The organism is Demequina phytophila (assembly GCF_000971135.1).
GTDB classification, from domain to species: Bacteria; Actinomycetota; Actinomycetes; order Actinomycetales; family Demequinaceae; genus Demequina; species Demequina phytophila.
Genome location: NZ_BBLW01000002.1, coordinates 262,582 through 281,075 on the forward strand (window position 1 = coordinate 262,582; position 18,494 = coordinate 281,075).

Below are 18,494 nucleotides of genomic sequence, written 5' to 3' on the forward strand. Positions count from 1 at the left end.
CACCCGGCGTCGCGCGCGGCCCGACACCGAAGGCGGGCCACCCCTTCACGGTATGCCGGTGGGGGTGTCGCGGGCGGGACCGAGGTCCCGGCCCGCGCACGTCTCAGACGCCCGCGGTCTCCCGGTCCGGCTCCGGTTCCGCGGGTGGGCCGGCCTGCTGCGCCTCCGCGCGGCGCGCAGCCTCGGGGATGAAGCGGAACACGGCCCACGCGGTCAGCGCGATCACGCCGAACCCGCCGACGATCAGCAGCCATGTGAGGAGCGGGGTCTGCGACTCCTGCCAGTCGTCCCCGGTGGGCACCGCGATGATGACGAACGCGGCGGCCGCCACGAAGTAGGCCGCACCCCAGACGCGGCGGTTCCAGTCGTGGATCGCCTTGCCGTCCAGGTAGGTGAACGGCAGCAGGCCCACCACGAGCGCCGCCAGGGTCTCGAGCACGACTCCGGCGAGGGTCTCCTCGAGGAGGATCACCGCGGTGCCGGGCTCGCCGGTGAAGAAGGCCTCGAGCACGCTGAGGAGGAGCCACGAGACCAGGCCCAGCGTGAACGCCGAGGCCACGCCAACCAGCGCCAGCCTGCCCTCGTTGCGTGAGGAGAGGGAGCGGCCGTACTGCACGGTGACGACGGCGCCGAAGAGCAGCGCCGGCTCGATGTGGAGCACCTCGGAGATCACCACGGACACCGCGACCACGACCAGCGCGCCCGGCATGGGCATGATCCGCCCGGGGGTGCGCAGCCTGCGGCGGGCGGCGATGAGGCGTCCGGCGTTGAGGCCCAGGTTGAGCGCCGTGAGCGACAGGAACAGGCTGACGAAGGTGATCGCGGCCTCGGCGCCCAGGTGCCACCCGGTCTGGCCGAAGCCGAGGATGAGCGTCGCGACCGCCACGGTGATCCCGCTGAGGAGCCACGGCTTGCGGAGCGCACGCGGCAGGAGATGCCAGCGGGTGCGGCGCCTCCGGCGTGCCGTCCAGCCGAACGCACGCCCGTAGTTCTCGGTGAGGGTGGACTGCAGGAGCTCCGCGGGGATCGCGGCGAGCAGCAGGAACGCCGAGGCGAGGGTCGCCGTGGCCGCGACCTTGAGCGGCGTGAAGTGCAGGTCCGCGAGGGTCGGCACGGTGGGCGAGAGCCACTGGTACCCCGCCTCGAGGGTGACGCCGGCGGAGGCCGTCGACGGGGCGTAGCCGTCGACGGTGAGGGTCGCGACCACCTCGTGGTCGCCGGGCTCGGTGGCGTCCGGGATGGTGACGGTCATCGCGAGGCTGCCATCGTCGGCGACCGTGCCCGCGCCCATCTCCCGCGGGGTCGAGTGGAGCTCGACGTCGATCCGGGCGCCGGGCGGCAGTCCGTCCGCGGCGATGCGGATCCGGTCGCCGGGCCTGAGGGTGCGGCCGTCCAGCCCGAGCCCGTCCTCGCCGGCGAGGTCGAAGTGCCACACGAGCGTGGCGTCCGCGGGCGTCGAGACTGCCACGGGCGCCGCCGCGACCGGAGCGTCGGGCGTGGGCTTGCGCTTCCTGTGCTTCTCAGGGGCGTCGACCGCCGCCGCGGGCGTCCACCACGTGGTCGGTGCCCACGCGTCGGTTTCCGGCGCATCGGGATCCGGCTGGGGCGGCGTCGGTTCCGGTGCGGGCGGTCGGGGCGACGGGGCAGGGTAGCCGTGCCGGGCATCGTCCCGGCCCGTGTCCGCGCTCGCCGCGCCGGCGCCCACGGCCACGGCCCCGACCGCGCACAGCGCGGCGACGACGAGCGCGGCGGCGCGCCGCATCACGGTGCGTCGAGACCGCGCCCCCGCAGGACCGTTCATGGCTCCCCTCGACCGGCGACCCGCATGACGATGCGAGGGCAGCGCCGGCCCCCGAGGGGCAGGCTAAGCCCTTTCGCGTGTCCGATATGTGGGAAATGCGCAGATTTAACGCGCGCGAAACACGGCGGCGAGGCCTCTAGTGTCGTGGCATGGACCTCGCACGTCATGCCGATGCACCGCTGATCGTGGTGATGGGGCCGTCCGCCACCGGGAAATCCACGGTCGGCGCGGCCCTCGCCGCCGCGTTTGGCGTGCCTTTCATCGACGGCGACGACCTCCACCCCGCGGCGAATGTCGCCAAGATGGCGGCCGGCATCCCGCTCGAGGACGAGGACCGCTGGCCGTGGCTCGATCGCGTGGGCCGCACGTTGGACGATGCCGCGGCCGGAGGAGGAGTCGTGGTCGCCTGCAGTGCCCTCAAGAGGGCCTACAGGGACCGCATCCGCGCGGTCGCTCCCGGTGCTCGTTGCGTCGAGCTCGCCATCAGCGAGGATGAGGCGGTGCGGCGCTCGTCCGCACGCGCGGCGCACTTCATGCCGCCCGCGCTCGTCGCGTCGCAGTTCGCGACCCTCGAGCCGCTCGGCTCCGACGAGCCGGGGGTTCGGGTGGACGCCACGCAGCCCGTGGCGCGGATCATCGAGAGCGCGCTAGCGTCGCTCGTGTGACCTCCTACGAGTTCGACGCGACCCTCTACGCGTGGGACGCCCGCACGGATACCTGGATCTTCGTCGACCTGCCGTTCGACATCGCCGACGAGATCGAGGACGCCCAGACCGGTCCGCGCCGCGGCTTCGGCGCCGTCAAGGTGGAGGTCGCCATCGGCGCGACCACGTGGCGCACCAGCATCTTCCCGTCCAAGGAGCGGCGCACGTTCGTGCTGCCCGTCAAGCGCGCCGTCCTCAAGGCCGAGTCGCTCGAGGCGGGCGCGACCGCGTCGCTTACGCTCACGCCGCTGTGATGGCGGCGACCCCCGCACCGCAGGCACCCGCGAGCCCGTTCGTGGCGTCCTGGGTCGCCATCGTGGTCGACGTGCCCCTCTACACGGTGCTCGGCACGGCCTTCGCGTACGCGGGCGCGCAGGTGTGGGAGGCGCTCTCAGGGGCCGACGCGGCGACCCGCGCGACCGTCGACTCGACGGAGGCCGCGGTGCTCGCGACCACCGCCCTCATCGTGACGGTCGGCATCGCCGTGGTCGCCCACACCGTAGGGAGGTGGGTGCATACGCGCACCGACGCGCTCCCGACCCGCCGCGCGTCCTCGCGATTCGCGCTCATGGGTGCGCTCCTCGGGCTGATCCCCGCGACGGTCGTGGCCGTCGCGAGCGGGGAGCCGGCCGCGATCGCCTTCGTCGCCATCGCGATCGTGGCGCCCTGCGCCCTCGTGGCGGGCCTCACCCGCGCGCTGCTGCCTCACGTGTGGCCGTCCCAGGCCCGGGTGGTCGGCTTCGCCGTCGCCGCGGTCGTCTGCGTCCTCCTCGCCGCAGCGGTGCTGGCGGGCCTCGCGTTCGGCGAGCCGTCGCTGACGTTCGCCGATTGACGGCTCCCCGCTGTCACACTGGAGGCGTGGGCGCCACCGACGCCGCCCGATCGGAGGGATCTGATGTCCAGCACCGATGCTCCCGTCGCCGCTCCCTCGCGTCCCCTGGTGGGCGCGACGGCATCGTGGCTCGCCACCGCGATCGGGATCCCGCTCTACGGCCTCATCGCGCTCGGGTGCGCGCTCGCCGCGGCGCCGCTGGCGAACGCGCTCGCGCCCGACACCGCCGGCATGGAGGGTCTCGCGATGTTCGTGGCGGTCGCGATCGTCAACGTCCTCATCGCGGTGATCGGCGTGCCGGTGATCGCGCACACGCTCGGCCGGTGGGTGTTCGCGCGTACCTCGCACGCGTCCACCCGGGCGGCCTCGCGCGGATTCGCGGTGATGGGTGCGCTGCTTGCCGTGCCGCTCGTGGTGTTCATCGCGCTGGGCCAGTCGCTGCACGCGGTCGGCGGGCTCTACGCGGCGCTCGCGATCGGGGTGCCGTGCGGCGTGACCGCGGGCCTCACCCGCGCGATCCTGCCCTGGGTGGCGGCCACCCCGGCGCGGCGCGGCTGGGTGGGAGCGATCGGCGCCGCGGGCCTGTTCGCGGTGGTGTGGTGGGCGATCGTCGTCCTCTTCGGCCCCGGCTTCTGAGCCCCCGCGCTCAGGGCCGCAGCAGCTCCGCCACCACCGCGGGCACCGCGCCCGCGACGTCCAACGCCGCGACGGGCCCGCCGCCGGACGCGTGCTCGGCGGCCCGCGCATGCACCCAGGACGCGCTCGCGCCCGCGACGTCCGCCACCAGCCCCGCCGCCAGCAGCGCCCCAGCGATCCCGGCCAGCACGTCGCCCGCGCCCGCGGTGGCGAGCCACGCGGGGGCCTCGGGCAGCTCGATCGCGGCGCCGCCGGGGGAGACGATCAGCGTCACCGCCCCCTTGAGCAGCACGGTCGCGCGCGCGGTCTCCGCGAGCAGGCGTGCGTGGCCCACGCGGTCGCGCTCGACGTCCGCGGCGGTGACGTCGTGCCGCAGCGCGCCCAGCGTGCGCACCAGCTCACCCGCATGCGGGGTGAGCAGCACGCGCTCCGCGCCGACCGCCCGCACGCCGGCGGCGCGCGCCCGTGCGACGGTCTCGAGCGCACCCGCGTCGACCACCATCGGCGCGGACTCCGCGATCACCGCGCCGATCGCGGCGTCCTGCTCCGGGTAGTCGGACACTCCGGGCCCGAGCACCCATGCCTGCGCGCGGGGGACCCGCTCGGCCACGTCGACGGGGTGGTGGACCACCGCCTCGGGACGATGCGCGAGCACCAGGTCCTGCGCACGCGCCGGCCCCACATAGCGCACCATCCCTGCGCCGGTCCGGACCGCGCTGGAGACCACGAGCGCCGCGGCGCCCGGGTACGCCTCCGAGCCCGCGATCACCCCCACCACGCCGCGCGAGTACTTGTCGTCCGCGGCGCCGGGCACGGGAAAGGCCGCCGCGACGTCCGCGCGCTCCCAGCGGCGCATCGGGGTCAACGCGCGAGGGAGAGCGCGTAGAGGTCGGAGTGCATCCACTGACCGTCGCGCTCGACGTCGTTCTCGATGCGCCTCACCAGCGACAGGCCCAGGTGCGCCATCACCTTGGCGGACGCCTTGTGCTCGGGGCGGCAGCGCGCGTGCACCTGCTCGAGCTCGTCCTGCTCGATCAGCGCCTCGATGACGGCGCGGACCGCCTCGGTCGCGATGCCGCGTCCCCACAGGTCGCGTCGCACCACCCAGCCGAGCTCGCGGATGCTCGGGCTCGCGTCCAGCGGGCCGCGGTTCTCGCCGTAGACGCCCACCCCGCCCACCACCGTGCCGGCGGGGATCCTGCCAGCCGCGCCCACCGCATCGTCCCTCAACGTGATCGCCCAATGCGCCGGGATACCGGCGGCTTCGGCGTCCTCGAGCCACTCCCGGGTGTCCTCCTCGGAGTTGGGGCCCCACTCCGTGAAGCGGCAGACAGCGGGGTCCGAGGCGTAGACGTGGACGTCCGCGGCATCCTCGGTGGTGAACGGCCGTAGCAGGAGTCTCGCGGTCTCGAGCGTCATATCCCGACGATACGCCCACGTCCAGGGCGTGGGAGGATACCGCCATGGCAATGCGTGACATCCGAGTCGTGGGCGACCCCGTCCTCCGCACCCCCTGCGAGCCGATCACCGTGATCGACGACCGCGTGAGGCAGCTGGTCGAGGACCTGGTCGAGACCGTCGATCACGACGGCCGCGCGGGGCTCGCCGCCAACCAGATCGGCGTGTCGCTGCGGGCGTTCTCCTGGAACATCGACGGCGAGATCGGGTACATCCTCAACCCTGAGATCGTCGAGGTGAGCGACGAGCTCCAGGAGCTCGGCGAGGAGGGCTGCCTCTCGGTCCCCGGTCTCTGGTACGAGTGCGAGCGCCCCGCGTACGCGCGCGCCGTGGGCACCGACCTCGACGGCAACGAGGTGGTCATCGAGGGCGAGGAGATCTGGGCCCGCCTCATCAAGCATGAGGTGGACCACCTGGACGGTCACCTCTACCTGGACCGCCTGCGCAAGGACGTGCGCAAGCGCGCGATGCGCGAGCTGCGCGAGTCCCTCGAGAAGGCCTGACTCAGCCCTCGAGGTCGATCCCGACATCCGCGACGATCACCCGTCCGGCCGCGGCGGACGCCGGCGCCTCCACGAGGCACCGCTTGGGCGCCGTGAACGTGACGGTCACGTCCGCGACCACGTGCCGTGGTGGCGCGTCGGGGGAGTCGCGCGCGGGCAGCGCGGCGGAGTCCGCCGCGAGGCCCGACGGCACGTCGACCGCGACGATGAGCCGGCCCGCGTCCACGGCGCGCCCGAGGATCCCGTAGGCCGCGTCCGGCAGTCCGAGCCGGCCGCCGATCCCCGAGAATCCGTCGATCACCAGCTGCGCGTCGAGCACCCGCTCGCGCCCCACCGGGAAGTCGACGCCCGACAGTGCGCCCGGACCGGCGGCCTCGGCGAGCACGCGCGCCCCGCGCGCGTGGACCCGGTCGCCCACCGCGACCGCCACCACGCGCGCGCCGTGACGGGCGAGCATCGCCCCCGCGAGCAGCGCGTCCCCGCCGTTGTTGCCCGGCCCCGCCACCACGCACACCTCGAGCCCCGCGAGCGGCAGCCCGCGCTCCGCGGCAAGCCGGGCCGCGGCATCGGCCACCGCGACCGCCGCCCGGTCCATGAGGACGTCCTCGGGGACGGTGCGCATGGTGTGCGCCTCCGCCGCCCGCAGCTCCGCGACGGTGACGATGTTCTCGCTGGTGCCCATGCCCTCCACCCTCGCACGGCCCTCCGACACTCACGGCGCGGCGCTGGCGCATCCGGCTCGGGTGAGGCAGAATCGTGACCGCACACCCGGTGCAACCGGCAGTTTCTTTTCGAGGTCGTAGGGGAAGACGCACCTCAGAGGAAGGAAAAGGTCATGGCTGCAATCACCCGTGGTGTCCTTTTCGTGCACTCCGCCACCCGCGCGATGACTCCGCACATCGAGTGGGCCGCGCAGGGAGTGCTGGGCTCGCGCGCCCAGTTCGACTGGACCGACCAGCCCGCCGGCTCCGGGCTGCTGCGCGCCGAGGTGGCCTGGCAGGGGCAGCAGGGCACGGGCGCGCAGCTCGCGTCCGCGCTGCGCGGCTGGGAGCATGTGCGCTACGAGGTCACCGAGGAGCCGTCCTTCGGCGCCGACGGTGGCCGTTGGTCCCACACCCCGTCGCTCGGCATCTTCCACGCCGTCATCGACGTGCACGGCAACACCGTGGTGCCCGAGGACCGCATCCGCGCGGCGCTCGACAACGGCGCGACCATGGGCGACTTCGCGCGCGCCATGGACCTCGCGCTCGGGACCGCATGGGACCAGGAGCTCGAGCCGTTCCGCTACGCCGGCCACGGCGCCCCGGTGCGCTGGCTGCACCGGGTCGGTTGAGACCCGGAGTGTCGGCGCTCGTGTGGGGAGCCACCAGGAGCGTTAGGGTGAAGGCGTGACAGAGCACCGCCGCCCCGGGCGGCCGCAGATCGCGGATCCCGACCAGATCGCGCGCATCGCCGCGACGCTGTTCGCCGAGCGCGGCTACGCGGCGGTCTCCATGGATGACATCGCCGAGCGCTCGGGCGTGTCGCGCCGCACCCTGTTCCGCCACTTCACCAACAAGGCCGACCTGGTGTGGCGCGACTTCTTCGCCACGTACCGACGCCTCGCCGAGGTGCTCGAGGAGCCCTCCACCGCGCCCGGCATGCCGGGGCTGCGCGCCGCGATGCGCCAGACGCTCGGGGTGCCCTCCGAGGAGGAGGAGATCTCCCGGGTGCGGCTCACCATCATCGGCGCGTCCGCGGAGGTGTTCGCCGCCGGGGTGCGCGGGCTCGCCGACATGACCGAGGAGCTCACCCGCCATCTCGCCAAGGGCGGCGCCTACGCGGAGGACAGCCTCGAGGCGCGCACCGCCGGCCAAGCCGTCACCGGCGCGATCCTCGCCTCGGCGGTGTGGTGGGCCGGCCACTCCGAGGACCCGATCGAGGACGCCATCGACGCGGCGCTCGAGCAGCTCGAGGCCGGCCTGCGCTGACACGAGCCTTCGCGACGGCTCGCGCCGGGACGATGCCTCAGTCCAGCAGCCCTGGACGTGCCACCACCGCCTGGTAGGAGACCGTGTGCCCCAGGTCGGGCTGCTCCGTCGCCACGTCGACCAGAAGGTCGGCCTCCAGCGCGGCGTCGAGGTCGATCGCGAGGCGGGCGACCTCGCGACCGTCGTCGGTCATGACCGACACCCCCGTCTCGCTGCAGCCCCAGGAGACGGCCCAGAAGCGCTCGTCCGCGTCGAGCGGCCGGGCGGATCCGGTACAGCGCGACTCGCGTCCGTCGGGGTCCTCGACCACGGTCTCGACGGTGGCGGTGCCGCCCGCGACCGAGAACACGATGAACCGAGCGGGGCCGGCGCCGCCGGAGCCGTTGTCGAACACGGAGAAGCGATCGCCCCCCAGCCAACGGAAGTCGTGCTGGCCGCTCAGCACCGGCCGCCCGTCCAACAGGCCCTCCGGGTCCTCGACCTCCAGCGCGGCCTCGGTCGCGTCGATGCCGAGGGTCCACAGGATCTCGCCCGAGCCGACGTCGATCGCCATCACGGTGCTCGGGTGGCGCATCGACACGTAGGCGACCTCGCCTGCGTCGTCGGGCTGAACGGAGTTGCAGTGGAAGGGATCGGCGGGCTCGTAGATCGGCGTGGTCGCCGCGGCATCGAGCGTGCTGTCGGCGACGTGCTCGAGCGCCGACCACTCCCACACCGCCTTGCCGTCGCGCACGTGCACCACCTCGCAGTCGAGCACGCGATCGAGAGGCTCGTCCTCGGTCGGGAAGTCGCATGGATGGACGTCGCCGTCGCACGGTGTGGGGACGTAGCGCAGCGCCCAGAAGCCCTCACCGTCCGGGTCGGGCGCGATCGCGTGGTGGTCGAGGTCGAGCGCCTCGGCGTCCTCGTCGATCGCGGCGCCGTCCGCGCCGAGCCGGGTGGGGCGTGCGCAGAACGCGTACCCGCCGTTGTCGGACACGCAGGCGCGGCTGAGCCCCACCAGCGCGTCGTCCGTCGCGCCGAGCGCCGCAAGGCTCGCGCCGGTCACATCGACCGCGGTCAGGGGCGCGAGGTCTCCGCGCAGCTCGATCACCGCCTGCGTCCCCTTCGTCAACAGGGGAGCGGCGACGTAGATCGACGCGTCGAGGGCCTCGGCCTCCTCCGCCAAGCCCTCGTCGACCACGGTGAGCGTGAGCGCGTACCCGGCCAGGGCATCGTCCTCGGGGACGGCGGGCGCGTGCGTCGGCGAGGGCCCCGCGTCGCCGACCGTGCACGCGGCCAGCGTGAGGGCGCACGCCAGCATCAGCCCTGCGTGGATGGGGCGCGTCACGCCCCGAACGTAACCCCGATCAGGCGCCGAAGACCAGGGCGACGTTGTGGCCGCCGAAGCCGAACGAGTTGTTGATCGCGGCGATCTGGCCCGCGGGCAGCGCGCGCGGCGTGTCGCGGACCAGGTCCACCTGGAGCTCCGGGTCGGGCTCGGTGACGTTGATGGTCGGGGGAGCCTGACGCGTCTCGAGCGCCTTCACGGTGAAGACGGACTCGAGCGCGCCCGCGCCTCCCAACAGGTGGCCGGTCATCGACTTGGTGGCAGACAGCAGCACCTGGTCCGCGTGCGAGCCGAGCAGCGCTCGGATGCCGCGCGCCTCGATCATGTCGCCCACGGGGGTGGAGGTCGCGTGCGCGTTGACGTGCGCGACGTCGGCCGTGGTGAGGCCCGCGCGCTCGAGCGAGAGCTCCATGGCCTTGGTCTGGCCCGCGCCGTTGGGCTCGGGCGCGGCGATGTGGTGCGCGTCGGCGGTCATGCCGACGCCGAGGACGTGCGCGTAGACGCGCGCACCGCGGGCCTTCGCGTGCTCCTCGGACTCGAGGATGAGGACGCCGGCGCCCTCGCCCATGACGAAGCCGTCGCGGCTCACGTCGTACGGGCGGGAGGCTCCCTGGGGGTCGTCGTTGCGCTTGGACAGCGCCTGCATCGCCGCGAACGCGGACAGCGGCAGCGGGTGGATCGCGGCCTCGGTGCCGCCGCAGATCACCACGTCGGCGCGGCCCGACTGGATCATCTCGAAGCCCATGCCGATCGCCTCGGCGCCCGACGCGCACGCGGACACGGGCGAGTGCGAGCCTGCGCGGGCCTTGAACTCGAGCGACACGTACGCCGTGGGGGAGTTGGGCATCAGCATGGGCACGGTGAGGGGCAGGACGCGCGCGGCGCCGCGGTCCCTCACCGTGTCCCATGCCGTCAGCATCGTCCACACGCCACCGATGCCCGAGGAGACGATGCTCCCCAGACGGTCGGGGTCCACCCCGTCCTCACCGAAGCCCGCGTCCGCCCAGGCCTCGCGCGCGGCCACGATCGCCATCTGGGCGGACGGGTCCATGCGCTTGGTCTCGGGACGCGAGAGCACCTCGGACGGCTGCACCACCAGCTGACCCGCGAAGGTCACGGGGACGCCGTACTTCTCCGCCCAGTCGTTCTCCAGCGTGCGCACGCCGGAGCGGCCGGCGAGCGCGGCCTCCCAGGTGCTCGCGACATCCCCGCCGAGCGGCGAGGTGGTGCCGAGTCCGGTGACGACGACGTTCATGGGCGGTCCTCCGAGGGGGTGAGGGGGAAGGGGACGATGGTGCGTGCGGTCTTAGGCCGCGGCGATGAAGTCGACGGCGTCGCCGACGGTGACGAGGTCCTTGACCTTCTCGTCGGGGATGCGGACGTCGAACTTCTCCTCCGCGAGGGTCACGATGGTCATCATCGACAGCGAGTCGATGTCGAGGTCATCGGTGAACGACTTCTCGAGGGTCACCTCGGCGGTGTCGATGTCGGTCTCCTCCGAGACGATCTCGGCCAGACCGGCGAGGACCTCGTCCTTGGACAGTGCCATTGCTGCTCCTTTGTTGGGGATGGGTGGCGCCTGCGGCGCCGTGTTCGTTGCGAACGCTTGTGAACTCTACGCGGGGCCCTGCGTCAGGGCAGGACCACCACCTGGGCGGCGTAGACCAGGCCGGCGCCGAACCCGATCTGCAGCGCGATGTCGCCGCTCTTCGCGTCGCCGTCGCGCAGCACGCGCTCCGTCGCGAGCGGGATCGACGCGGCGGAGGTGTTGCCGGAGTCGACGATGTCCTTCGCGACCACCACGTGCGACGGCAGGCCGATCTGCTTGACCATCTGGTCGATGATGCGCAGGTTCGCCTGGTGCGGGATGAACACGTCGATGTCGTCGGGCGTGAGGCCCGCGGCCTCGATGGCCTGGAGCGCGACCGGCGCCATCTTGAAGGACGCCCACTTGAAGACGCTCGGGCCCTCCTGGCGCAGCGTCGGGAATGGCAGGTCGCGGTCCTCGCGGATCTCGAGCCACGTGTGGTTCTGCTTGATGAGCTCCGACGCGGAGCCGTCGGAGCCCCAGATGGTCGGGCCGATCGCGGCGGTGTCGGACGGGCCGATGACCACGGCGCCGGCGGCGTCGCCGAGGAGGTACGAGATGGAGCGGTCCGCCGGGTCGACGAAGTCGCTGAGCTTCTCCGCGCCGACGACGAGGACGTTGCGGGCCGCGCCGGACCGGACCAGGGCGTCGGCCTGGCCGATGCCGTAGCAGTAGCCGGCGCACGCCGCGGAGATGTCGAACGCCGCCGCCGGGGTGGCGCCGATGCGATCGGCGAGCACCGGCGCGCCGCCCGGCGTGATGCGCGGGTACGAGATGGTCGAGAGGATGACCGCGTCGAGCTCGGACGCGTCGATGCCGGCCTGCGCGAGAGCATCGTGCGCGGCGCGCTCCGATAGGTCGATCACGGACGTGTCCTCGTGCGCCCGGACGCGGGTGGCGATGCCGGTCATCTTGCGGATCCACTCGTCCGACGAGTTGATCGGCTCGACGAGGTCGTCGTTGGGGACGGCGTTCTCGCCGCGCGCGACGCCGAGGCCGAGGATGCGGGTGAACTCGGGGCCGCGGCGGACGTTGAGGGTGGTCATGCGGCGGTCTCCAGAAGCTCGCGGGCGGCGGTGAGGTCGTCGGGGGTCTTGAGGGCGACGGCCGGGACGCCCTTCATGGCGCGCTTGGCCAGCCCGGTGAGGACGCCGCCGGGGGAGACCTCGATGATGCCGGTGACGCCGAGCTCCAGCATGCTCTCCATGCAGAGGTCCCAACGGACGGGGTTGGCGACCTGGCGGACGATGCGCGCGAGGGCGTCCGCGCCGTCCGTCACCTGGGCGCCGTCGGCGTTGGACAGCAGGATCCCGCCGGGCTCGCGGGGCGTGAGGGACGATGCCGCGGCGTCCAGGTCCGCGACGGCCGGGACCATGTATGTGGTGTGGAACGCGCCGGCGACCTGCAGCTCGATCACGCGGGCGCGGGCCGGGGGAGCGGCGACGAGCGCCTCGATCGCGGACTTCGCGCCCGCGGCCACCACCTGGCCGCCTCCGTTGACGTTCGCGGGGGTGAGGCCGTGGGACTCGAGCGCGGCGGCCACCTCGGCGGCGTCGCCGCCGAGCACCGCGGCCATCGAGGTCGCCTCGGAGGCGGCGGCGGCGCGGGCCATCGCAGTGCCGCGCACCGCGACCAGGCGCATCGCGTCGGCGTCGGTCAGGACGCCCGCGAGCGCCGCCGCGCCGAGCTCGCCCACGGAGTGCCCCGCGGCGAGGGCGGGGGCGGCGCCACCCAGCAGCGCCCGACCCGTCGCGATCGCTGTCGCGACCAGCAGCGGCTGGGCGATCGCGGTGTCACGGATGGTGTCCGCGTCGGAGGTGGTGCCGTGCGCGACCACGTCGACGCCGGCGGCCTCGGAGAGGGCGGCGAGGGAGGCGGCGACCTCGGGGAGCTCGAGCCACGGGGCGAGCATCCCGGGCGCCTGCGCACCCTGGCCGGGACAGAGAAGGGCAATCACGGGTTATAGCCTGCCTCACATCGAAGGGCCCTCCGCGGCATCAGGGTACCGATTCGGGCGCGAGTTGTTGTCGAAAACCTACAAAGTGGTGGGAGATGCGTCCCGGAGGCGCCCCAGCGCGAACGCGATCTGGAGCACGTGCGCGTCGCGCGTGGACAGCACGTCCCAGCCGGTGAGCTCCGCGACCTTGCGAAGCCGGTAGCGCACCGTGTTGGCGTGAACGAACATGGTGCGGCTCGCCAGCTCGAGCGACCGCCCGCAGTCGAGGAACGTCGCCACCGTCTCCTTGAGCGAGCCTCCCGCGGCGGAGATCGGGTCGTAGGCGACGGCGATGAGCCGCTCCGCCGCCGCAGAGTCGCCGACGAGCACGCGCTCCGGGAGCAGGTCGTCCGCGTTGACGGGGCGCGGCGCGAGCGACCACGCTGGCGCGGCGGTCGCGCCGTGCATCGCGGCGCGGGTGGCGCGCGCGACCTCGATCAGCGTGACGGCGGGCGGGCCCACCACCACGGGTCCCGGGCCGAAGCACGGCAGCAGCGACCGGGACAGGTCGCCCAGATCGGCGTCCGCCCGGGCGATCACCACGAGGTCCTCGCCGTGGATGCCCACCAGCGCGCCGTGCGAGGCGCGACGGATGGTGCGACGCAGCTCCGCGGACTGCACCTCGCCCAGCGGGCCGTCGGTGCGACCCACCATGACGAGGGTGGGTCCCGGCTTCCAGCCCATGGCCGCGGCGCGCGAGGGGAGGTCGTCGTCCACCTCGCCGCGGACCAGGGCGTCGACCACCAGCGCCTCGAGCCGGGCGTCCCACGCGCCGCGCGACTCCGCGGCTCGGGCATAGACCTCCGCGGCGGAGAACGCGATCTCCCGTGAGTAGCGCAGGATCGACTCGCGCAGCACGGCCTCGGAGCCCGGCGCCGCGAAGTCGTCGGAGTGGTCCTCGACGATCGCGACGAACGTCCTCACGATGGTGAGCGTGTGCTGCAGCGAGATCGACCGCGTGAGCTCCGGGGGTGCGGAGGCGAACATCTCGAGCGCGCCGCGGTGCCCGGCGTTCGCGTCCGCGAAGTAGGCGACGAAGGACGCGATGCCCGCCTGCGCCACCGAGCCGACGTATGAGCGCTCCTGCGCCGACAGCTCCCGGAACCACGGGTAGTCGGAGTCCAGCTTCTTGAGCGCGATGGTCGCGAGGCGACCGGTGCCGGCACGGAGTCGGCGCAGGGTCTCGGCACGCGCGTCGGGGCTGGGCATGCGGGCCAGCGTACCGGCGGTTTGTGGAAGCCGCACAACAACGCGCGCCGTGCGAAGGCGACGGCGTGCGCGACGGTGCGTCCCGCATCGTCTCTCCGCTGTGACTCCCCACAACCCGCGTCCCCGCTGGTGCCGCGCTGGCCGCTCTCCACACGCCAGTGGCGATGTGAACGTTCGCGCGACGCAAATCGGGTCGCGAATCGCGACGAAATGGCGTGGAACTGCATTTCCCGTGTGGGGCGCGGTCGGCGGCAGCGCTCTGTCGCGTTTGGGGGGTTTGCCGAGTGTCGTCACGATTGTCGCGTGCCGCGCACGTAGCGTCGCGAGCAGGCACGACGCTTGGAGGAGACATGACGCCACGCCCGCGACCCCTGCTGGGGATGCTGCTGGGACTGCTCCTGGGTCTCGCGGTGGTCGGGCTGCTGTGGCAGCTCGGCGTGATACCTCCCGAGCGGACCGTGCTGTTCGGCATCACGGCGCTGACGGTGGCGCTGGTCGCGGGGCTGCTCACGCGCGAGCCCGCCCGTGCGCGCGGCCGGTACACGGCGGCGCTGGTGCTCGCCAGCATGCTCGGCGGTGTCGCGCTGGTGGGCATCCCCGAGCTGGTGGCGCGCGGGTCGATCTCCGACGGCTGCACGCTGGAGGCGACGGTCGGCGACACGACGGCCACCCCCACCGGGACCACGGCGTTCGCGCCGCTCGACGTGCCCGCGGACGGCGTGGTGACGTGGACCGCTGCCTCCGACAGCCCGATCGCGGTCACCGACCGCGTCGCGGGCGTGATCATCGGCGGCTTCGAGATCCCCGTCCGCACGCTCACCGGCGAGGCCGCGCCCGAGACGCAGGAGATCTCCGGCGAGGTCGCGGTCGCGGACGCGATCACATGGATCCAGGACCGCGCGTGGCTCGAGCCGTCCGGCGTCTATCACGCGTACGGCTCCGTGGCCGGGGGCGCCGCCGCCTGCGCCCTCGACGGCTACGTGAGCGTCGCGCCCGCGGGCGTGTTCGCGACGAACACCCTGGTGATCCTGTGGATCGCGGTGGGCGTGCTGCTGCTCCTCATCGCGTGGGGCGCGCTCGCGGTGCGTCGCAGCTTCGCGGGCGCCACGCGGGACGATGCGGCGGTCACCGGAGCACCCGCCACCGGCTTCGCGACGGGCGGGCCGGGTGAGGAGGCCGACGCGGCACCCGCCGACCACATCGATCCGGTGCCCGCGTGGACGCCGGGCCGCCGGTCCGCTGCGTCGGACGACACTGAGATCATCGCGGCTCCCGCGGAGGACCGGGTGCACCGCGCGTCGGCCTTCGCACCCCGCGGAGCCGGGGCCGACGGGGGCGATGGCGGCGATGCCGCGGCCCCGGCCACCGAGGTGATGTTCCGCGAGCCGCCGGTGGTCGAGGACGAGCCCATCGTCGAGGACGAGCCGCTGCCCGAGGACGCGCCGCTCGACGAGGACCCGGCCGCCGACGACGGCGAGCCGGAGGACGATGCCAAGGAGCGCATCGTCCCCTCTGAGAACGACGCAGGGCCGGAGGCCCCGTCCGAGGACGAGGGCTCCGGCCCCAGGCCGTGAACCGCTAGGTCAGGCGTCGCCGCCCGAGTTGCCTGACGTGCCCTTGCGGGGGTCGAGCAGCTCGTAGCGCTGGACCGCCTGCGCGTACGTGCCGGCGGGCACCTCGCCGCGCTTCTCGAGCATCTGCAGCACACGCACCGCGGTGGACGCGCCGTCGATGTTGAAGAAGCGGCGGGCGGCGGCGCGGGTGTCGGAGAAGCCGAAGCCGTCCGCACCCAGCGTCGCGTAGTCGCCGGGGACCCACGCGCGGATCTGGTCGGGGACCAGGTGGTCGTAGTCCGAGGTCGCGACGAACGGACCGGCCGCGCCCTGGAGCTTCTGCGTGACGTAGGGCACGCGGACGCCCTGCTCGGGGTGGAGGAACGCCTGACGCTCGGCCTCGAGGCCGTCGCGGCGGAGCTCGTTCCACGAGGTCACGGACCAGATCGCGGCGCGCACGCCGTAGTCCTGGAGCAGCAGGTGCTGCGCCTCGTAGGCCCACGGCACGCCCACACCGGAGGCGAGGATCTGCGCCTCGGGACCGTGGCCCTCGGGTGCGTCGGACACCTTGTGGATGCCCTTGAGGATGCCCTCGACGTCGACGTTCTCCGGCTCGACCGGCTGGAGGATCGGCTCGTTGTAGACCGTGAGGTAGTACATGACGTTGCGGTCGCGGCCCGTGTCGGGGCCGTACCAGCGCTCGATACCGTCCTTGACGATGTGGCGGAGCTCGTAGCCGTACGCCGCGTCGTACTGGACGATCGCGGTGTTGGTGCCGGCGATGAGCGGCGAGTGGCCGTCGCCGTGCTGCAGGCCCTCGCCCGCGAGCGTGGTGCGACCCGCCGTGGCGCCGACGATGAATCCGCGCGTGAGCTGGTCGCCCGCGGCCCAGAACTGGTCGCCCGTGCGCTGGAAGCCGAACATCGAGTAGAAGATGTAGAACGGGATCAGCGGCTCGCCGTGCGTGGCGTAGGACGTGCCCACGGCCTGGAACGCGGCGGCGGAGCCAGCCTCGTTGATGCCCGTGTGCATGATCTGGCCGGACTCGGACTCCTTGTAGGAGAGCATGAGTTCGCGGTCCACCGGCAGGTAGTTCTGGCCCTGCGTGTTGAAGATCTTCGCCGACGGGAAGATCGAGTCGAGACCGAACGTGCGGGCCTCGTCGGGGATGATCGGCACCAGGCGGTGGCCGAACTCCTTGTCGCGCACCAGGTCCTTGAACAGGCGCACGAGCGCCATGGTGGTGGCGACCTCCTGCTTGCCTGAGCCCTTCGCGAGCAGGTCGTAGGCCTTGGGTTCCGGCAGGGTGATCTGCTTGCCGGAGTCGCGGCGCTCGGGCACGAAGCCGCCGAGCTCCTGACGGCGGGCCAGCATGTACTGGATCGCCGGGTCCTCGAAACCGGGGTGGTAGTACGGCGGGTTGTAGGGGTCCGCCTCGAGCTGCTCGTCCGTGAACGGGATGTCGAACGTGTCACGCAGGACCTTGAGGTCCGCCGCGGCCAGCTTCTTCATCTGGTGCGTCGAGTTGCGGGCCGCGAAGTTGGAGCCCAGGCCGTAGCCCTTGATGGTCTTCGCGAGGATGACGGTCGGCTTGCCGTTCTTCTCCGTGGTGGCCTTGGCGTACGCCGCGTAGAGCTTGCGGTAGTCGTGGCCGCCGCGCTTGAGCGCCCAGATCTCGTCGTCGGTCATGTCCTTGACGAGCTCCTTGGCGCGCGGGTCGCCGCCGAAGAACTGGTCGCGGATGAACGCGCCGGACTCGGCACGGAACGTCTGGAAGTCGCCGTCCGGGACGGTGTTCATGAGGTTGACCAGGGCGCCATCCTCGTCACGCTCGAGCAGCGGGTCCCAGTTGCGGCCCCACACCACCTTGATGACGTTCCAGCCCGCGCCGCGGAAGAACGCCTCGAGCTCCTGGATGATCTTGCCGTTGCCGCGCACCGGGCCGTCGAGGCGCTGCAGGTTGCAGTTGACCACGAACGTGAGGTTGTCGAGCTGCTGGTTGGCGGCGAGCTGCAGCATGCCGCGGCTCTCCGGCTCGTCCATCTCGCCGTCGCCGAGGAACGCCCACACGTGCTGCTGCGACGTGTCCTTGATGCCGCGCATCTGCAGGTAGCGGTTGGTCCACGCCTGGTAGATGGCGGAGGCGGGGCCCAGGCCCATCGACACGGTGGGGAACTCCCACACGTCGTCCATGAGGCGCGGGTGGGGGTAGGAGGACAGGCCGCGGCCGAGGCCGGACTTCTCCTGGCGGAACGAGTCGAGGTCCTCCGCCTGGAAGCGGCCCTCGACGAATCCGCGGGCGTACACGCCGGGTGCCGCGTGGCCCTGGAAGTAGACCTGGTCGCCGCCGCCGGCGTGGTCCTTGCCGCGGAAGAAGTGGTTGAGGCCCACCTCGTACAGCGTCGCGACGGACGCGTACGACGAGATGTGGCCGCCGACGCCCTTGCCGCCGGCCTGCGCGCGGGTCACCATGACGGCCGCGTTCCAGCGGATCCAGCCGCGGTAGCGACGCTCCATCTCCTCGTCACCGGGGAACTCGGGCTCGTCGTCCTTGTGGATGGTGTTGACGTACGGCGTGTTGAGGCTGAGCGGCACGCTCAGCTGCTTCTTGGCCGCGTGGTCGACCAGCTGGTCCACGATGTACTCGGCGCGGCTCTCGCCGCCGGACTCGATCAGCCCGTCGAGGGACTCGAGCCACTCCTGCGTCTCGCTCGGGTCCTTGTCGACCTCGCCGTGATGTGCCACAGGTGACCTTCCTGTCGGGCGCGCGGTGGCGCGCCTAATGAATGGGGTGCTCGCGCAGCATGTAGGCCGGCGTTCCCCACATTGTTTGCCACAGACCAGGTTACTGTCACGCCGGGAGTGCTACGCACGGGGGCGGGTGCGCGACTTGCGCCGCGGGGTTGCGCTCGCC

The 18,494-nt window shown here is 72.8% G+C and carries 19 protein-coding genes; 8 read left to right on the forward strand and 11 right to left on the reverse strand.

The window, feature by feature from the left end; genetic code table 11:
• Window positions 1-103: 103 nt before the first annotated feature.
• Window positions 104-1,801, reverse strand: coding sequence for a hypothetical protein (locus AOM01_RS03945; protein WP_156155815.1), 1,698 nt, complete (start codon window positions 1,799-1,801; stop codon window positions 104-106).
• Window positions 1,802-1,950: 149 nt separating this feature from the next.
• Between AOM01_RS03945 and AOM01_RS03950 the strand changes: the two genes are divergently transcribed.
• The 4 genes from AOM01_RS03950 (at window position 1,951) to AOM01_RS03965 (ending at window position 3,973) form a co-directional block, all read left to right on the forward strand.
• On the forward strand, window positions 1,951-2,466 hold the full coding sequence (locus tag AOM01_RS03950) for a gluconokinase (RefSeq protein WP_062289268.1): 516 nt from the start codon (window positions 1,951-1,953) through the stop codon (window positions 2,464-2,466).
• Window positions 2,463-2,759 (forward strand): DUF1905 domain-containing protein, encoded by a 297-nt coding sequence (locus AOM01_RS03955; protein WP_062289271.1) that lies wholly within the window; start codon window positions 2,463-2,465, stop codon window positions 2,757-2,759. The genes AOM01_RS03950 and AOM01_RS03955 overlap by 4 nt, the downstream gene beginning before the upstream one ends.
• A complete protein-coding gene (locus AOM01_RS03960) occupies window positions 2,759-3,337 on the forward strand; it encodes a hypothetical protein (RefSeq protein WP_062289273.1) in 579 nt (192 codons plus the stop codon). Before AOM01_RS03955 ends, AOM01_RS03960 begins: the two co-directional genes overlap by 1 nt.
• A 63-nt stretch (window positions 3,338-3,400) precedes the next feature.
• Complete coding sequence (locus tag AOM01_RS03965; protein ID WP_062289275.1) at window positions 3,401-3,973, forward strand: hypothetical protein; 573 nt, start codon at window positions 3,401-3,403, stop codon at window positions 3,971-3,973.
• 10 nt (window positions 3,974-3,983) lie between these two features.
• Here the strand turns inward: AOM01_RS03965 and AOM01_RS03970 are convergent, their stop codons facing one another.
• A complete protein-coding gene (locus tag AOM01_RS03970; RefSeq protein WP_062289277.1) occupies window positions 3,984-4,829 on the reverse strand; it encodes an NAD(P)H-hydrate dehydratase in 846 nt (281 codons plus the stop codon).
• A 5-nt stretch (window positions 4,830-4,834) separates the two neighbouring features.
• A complete protein-coding gene (locus AOM01_RS03975; protein WP_062289279.1) occupies window positions 4,835-5,392 on the reverse strand; it encodes a GNAT family N-acetyltransferase in 558 nt (185 codons plus the stop codon).
• 44 nt (window positions 5,393-5,436) lie between these two features.
• On the opposite strand from AOM01_RS03975, the gene def reads away from it, so the two are divergent.
• The gene (def, locus tag AOM01_RS03980) at window positions 5,437-5,934 is read left to right on the forward strand and encodes a peptide deformylase (protein WP_062289281.1); all 498 of its coding nucleotides are present in this window, start codon (window positions 5,437-5,439) and stop codon (window positions 5,932-5,934) included.
• A 1-nt stretch (window position 5,935) separates the two neighbouring features.
• Here the strand turns inward: def and AOM01_RS03985 are convergent, their stop codons facing one another.
• Entirely contained in the window at window positions 5,936-6,616 is a 681-nt protein-coding gene (locus AOM01_RS03985; RefSeq protein WP_062289283.1) for an NAD(P)H-hydrate epimerase, read from the reverse strand.
• A 153-nt stretch (window positions 6,617-6,769) separates the two neighbouring features.
• Between AOM01_RS03985 and AOM01_RS03990 the strand changes: the two genes are divergently transcribed.
• Together AOM01_RS03990 and AOM01_RS03995 are read left to right on the forward strand one after the other, a co-directional pair.
• Entirely contained in the window at window positions 6,770-7,267 is a 498-nt protein-coding gene (locus AOM01_RS03990) for a DUF3145 domain-containing protein (RefSeq protein ID WP_062289286.1), read from the forward strand.
• Between the two features lie 55 nt (window positions 7,268-7,322).
• The gene (locus tag AOM01_RS03995; protein ID WP_062289289.1) at window positions 7,323-7,904 is read left to right on the forward strand and encodes a TetR/AcrR family transcriptional regulator; all 582 of its coding nucleotides are present in this window, start codon (window positions 7,323-7,325) and stop codon (window positions 7,902-7,904) included.
• Between the two features lie 37 nt (window positions 7,905-7,941).
• Here the strand turns inward: AOM01_RS03995 and AOM01_RS04000 are convergent, their stop codons facing one another.
• The 6 genes from AOM01_RS04000 to AOM01_RS04025 form a co-directional block, all read right to left on the reverse strand.
• Window positions 7,942-9,234 (reverse strand): arylsulfotransferase family protein, encoded by a 1,293-nt coding sequence (locus AOM01_RS04000; RefSeq protein ID WP_156155817.1) that lies wholly within the window; start codon window positions 9,232-9,234, stop codon window positions 7,942-7,944.
• 19 nt (window positions 9,235-9,253) lie between these two features.
• Window positions 9,254-10,489 carry a beta-ketoacyl-ACP synthase II gene (fabF, locus tag AOM01_RS04005; protein ID WP_062289295.1) on the reverse strand — a complete coding sequence of 412 codons (1,236 nt, stop codon included), beginning with the start codon at window positions 10,487-10,489 and terminating at the stop codon, window positions 9,254-9,256.
• A 51-nt stretch (window positions 10,490-10,540) separates the two neighbouring features.
• On the reverse strand, window positions 10,541-10,783 hold the full coding sequence (locus tag AOM01_RS04010; protein WP_062289298.1) for an acyl carrier protein: 243 nt from the start codon (window positions 10,781-10,783) through the stop codon (window positions 10,541-10,543).
• Between the two features lie 83 nt (window positions 10,784-10,866).
• Entirely contained in the window at window positions 10,867-11,868 is a 1,002-nt protein-coding gene (locus AOM01_RS04015; protein WP_062289302.1) for a beta-ketoacyl-ACP synthase III, read from the reverse strand.
• Window positions 11,865-12,779 carry an ACP S-malonyltransferase gene (locus AOM01_RS04020; protein ID WP_062289306.1) on the reverse strand — a complete coding sequence of 305 codons (915 nt, stop codon included), beginning with the start codon at window positions 12,777-12,779 and terminating at the stop codon, window positions 11,865-11,867. Before AOM01_RS04020 ends, AOM01_RS04015 begins: the two co-directional genes overlap by 4 nt.
• Before the next feature lie 78 nt (window positions 12,780-12,857).
• Window positions 12,858-14,027 carry a PucR family transcriptional regulator gene (locus AOM01_RS04025; RefSeq protein ID WP_062289309.1) on the reverse strand — a complete coding sequence of 390 codons (1,170 nt, stop codon included), beginning with the start codon at window positions 14,025-14,027 and terminating at the stop codon, window positions 12,858-12,860.
• 350 nt (window positions 14,028-14,377) lie between these two features.
• On the opposite strand from AOM01_RS04025, the gene AOM01_RS04030 reads away from it, so the two are divergent.
• Entirely contained in the window at window positions 14,378-15,601 is a 1,224-nt protein-coding gene (locus AOM01_RS04030; RefSeq protein WP_156155818.1) for a hypothetical protein, read from the forward strand.
• A gap of 9 nt (window positions 15,602-15,610) precedes the next feature.
• Here the strand turns inward: AOM01_RS04030 and aceE are convergent, their stop codons facing one another.
• The gene (gene aceE, locus AOM01_RS04035) at window positions 15,611-18,325 is read right to left on the reverse strand and encodes a pyruvate dehydrogenase (acetyl-transferring), homodimeric type (protein WP_062289315.1); all 2,715 of its coding nucleotides are present in this window, start codon (window positions 18,323-18,325) and stop codon (window positions 15,611-15,613) included.
• Window positions 18,326-18,494 lie beyond the last annotated feature (169 nt).

Bases quoted from the DNA above. Each gene is read 5' to 3' on its own strand.
- AOM01_RS03945 (WP_156155815.1), bottom strand. From the start codon at position 1,801: ATGAACGGTCCTGCGGGGGCGCGGTCTCGACGCACCGTGATGCGGCGC.
- AOM01_RS03950 (WP_062289268.1), top strand. From the start codon at position 1,951: ATGGACCTCGCACGTCATGCCGATGCACCGCTGATCGTGGTGATGGGG.
- AOM01_RS03960 (WP_062289273.1), top strand. From the start codon at position 2,759: ATGGCGGCGACCCCCGCACCGCAGGCACCCGCGAGCCCGTTCGTGGCG.
- AOM01_RS03965 (WP_062289275.1), top strand. From the start codon at position 3,401: ATGTCCAGCACCGATGCTCCCGTCGCCGCTCCCTCGCGTCCCCTGGTG.
- AOM01_RS03970 (WP_062289277.1), bottom strand. From the start codon at position 4,829: ATGCGCCGCTGGGAGCGCGCGGACGTCGCGGCGGCCTTTCCCGTGCCC.
- AOM01_RS03975 (WP_062289279.1), bottom strand. From the start codon at position 5,392: ATGACGCTCGAGACCGCGAGACTCCTGCTACGGCCGTTCACCACCGAG.
- def (WP_062289281.1), top strand. From the start codon at position 5,437: ATGGCAATGCGTGACATCCGAGTCGTGGGCGACCCCGTCCTCCGCACC.
- AOM01_RS03985 (WP_062289283.1), bottom strand. From the start codon at position 6,616: ATGGGCACCAGCGAGAACATCGTCACCGTCGCGGAGCTGCGGGCGGCG.
- AOM01_RS03990 (WP_062289286.1), top strand. From the start codon at position 6,770: ATGGCTGCAATCACCCGTGGTGTCCTTTTCGTGCACTCCGCCACCCGC.
- fabF (WP_062289295.1), bottom strand. From the start codon at position 10,489: ATGAACGTCGTCGTCACCGGACTCGGCACCACCTCGCCGCTCGGCGGG.
- AOM01_RS04010 (WP_062289298.1), bottom strand. From the start codon at position 10,783: ATGGCACTGTCCAAGGACGAGGTCCTCGCCGGTCTGGCCGAGATCGTC.
- AOM01_RS04015 (WP_062289302.1), bottom strand. From the start codon at position 11,868: ATGACCACCCTCAACGTCCGCCGCGGCCCCGAGTTCACCCGCATCCTC.
- AOM01_RS04025 (WP_062289309.1), bottom strand. From the start codon at position 14,027: ATGCCCAGCCCCGACGCGCGTGCCGAGACCCTGCGCCGACTCCGTGCC.
- AOM01_RS04030 (WP_156155818.1), top strand. From the start codon at position 14,378: ATGACGCCACGCCCGCGACCCCTGCTGGGGATGCTGCTGGGACTGCTC.